This window comes from Vibrio sp. 1557, from assembly GCF_033340175.1.
Lineage (GTDB): Bacteria > Pseudomonadota > Gammaproteobacteria > Enterobacterales > Vibrionaceae > Vibrio > Vibrio alginolyticus.
Genome location: NZ_JAWOVZ010000145.1, coordinates 1 through 1,318 on the forward strand (window position 1 = coordinate 1; position 1,318 = coordinate 1,318).

At 50.5% G+C, this 1,318-nt stretch carries 2 protein-coding genes; one reads left to right on the top strand and one right to left on the bottom strand.

Translation table 11 applies throughout. The features are described from left to right. Positions 1-1,058, top strand: a 1,058-nt coding sequence (locus tag R7070_RS25370; RefSeq protein WP_318141408.1) for an ATP-dependent DNA helicase RecG, incomplete at its 5' end; no start/stop codon positions are given. A 3-nt stretch (positions 1,059-1,061) separates the two neighbouring features. On the opposite strand, the gene R7070_RS25375 is transcribed toward R7070_RS25370, so the two are convergent. After that, positions 1,062-1,318, bottom strand: a 257-nt coding sequence (locus R7070_RS25375; protein ID WP_318141409.1) for a hypothetical protein, incomplete at its 5' end; no start/stop codon positions are given.

Sequence of the window (1,318 nt, forward strand, 5' to 3'; positions counted from 1 at the left end):
AAGCCATGGGCATTCAAGTGGGCTGGCTTGCTGGTAAGCTCAAGGGCAAAGCCAAAGAGACGGAACTGGCTCGCATTGCCAGCGGTGAAGCGCAAATGATAGTGGGTACTCACGCCCTCTTCCAAGAACATGTGGAATTTCATCACCTAGCTTTAGTCATCATTGATGAGCAGCACCGCTTCGGCGTCCATCAGCGATTAGAGTTACGTGAGAAAGGGGCAAAACAAGGCGCGTATCCGCATCAGCTCATCATGACGGCGACTCCGATTCCTCGCACGCTAGCAATGACAGCGTATGCTGATTTGGAAACGTCGGTGATAGACGAATTACCACCAGGCCGAACACCGATTCAAACCGTCGCCATTCCAGATACCAAACGTGACGGCATTGTCGAGCGGGTACGAAACGCTTGTCTTAACGAAGGCAAGCAAGCGTATTGGGTGTGTACGCTAATCGATGAATCGGAAGTGTTGGAAGCGCAAGCCGCAGCAGACACCGCTGAAGAGCTGCAGCGCAAACTGCCAGATGTAAAAATTGGCTTGGTTCATGGCCGTATGAAGCCCGCCGAAAAGCAAGCTGTCATGCAAGAGTTTAAAGACAACAAGCTCCACCTGCTCGTAGCCACGACGGTGATAGAAGTTGGCGTAGACGTGCCAAACTCTAGCTTGATGATCATCGAAAACCCTGAACGCCTTGGTTTGGCGCAATTACACCAGTTAAGAGGCCGCGTCGGTCGAGGCTCGGTTGCCAGTCCCTGTGTCCTGCTGTACCACTCCCCCCTGTCGAAAACCGCGCAAAAACGCCTCGGTGTCCTGCGTGAAAGTAACGATGGCTTTGTTATTGCGCAGAAAGACCTAGAGATCCGCGGGCCCGGTGAATTGTTGGGCACCAAACAAACAGGCTTGGCTGATTTCAAAATTGCCGATTTAGTTCGAGATCAACGCTTAATTCCCGAAGTTCAACGTATTGCACGTCATATTCACGACAATTACCCAACCAATGCAGCCGCCATTATCGATCGCTGGCTAGGCGAGCGTGATATCTACTCCAAAGCGTAAATCTTAAAGCGAGCCAAACGGCTCGTTTTTTAGTACCGCCACCAATAGCAAACGATTGCTTTTTGGGTAAATCTCTCTATAATCGCGCTCAAAATTTCTAGAGTGTGCCTCATCACACTTCACCAACCTGAGTTGACACTGATTAACAGCAATCACAGGTAACGACGTCAACTCCACCCAGCCCTCCCATTCAGCGAGAACTAGGGAAATATTGCGACTAGCGAGACAAACAATGACAACTTCAAACCGATCTTCGGAAC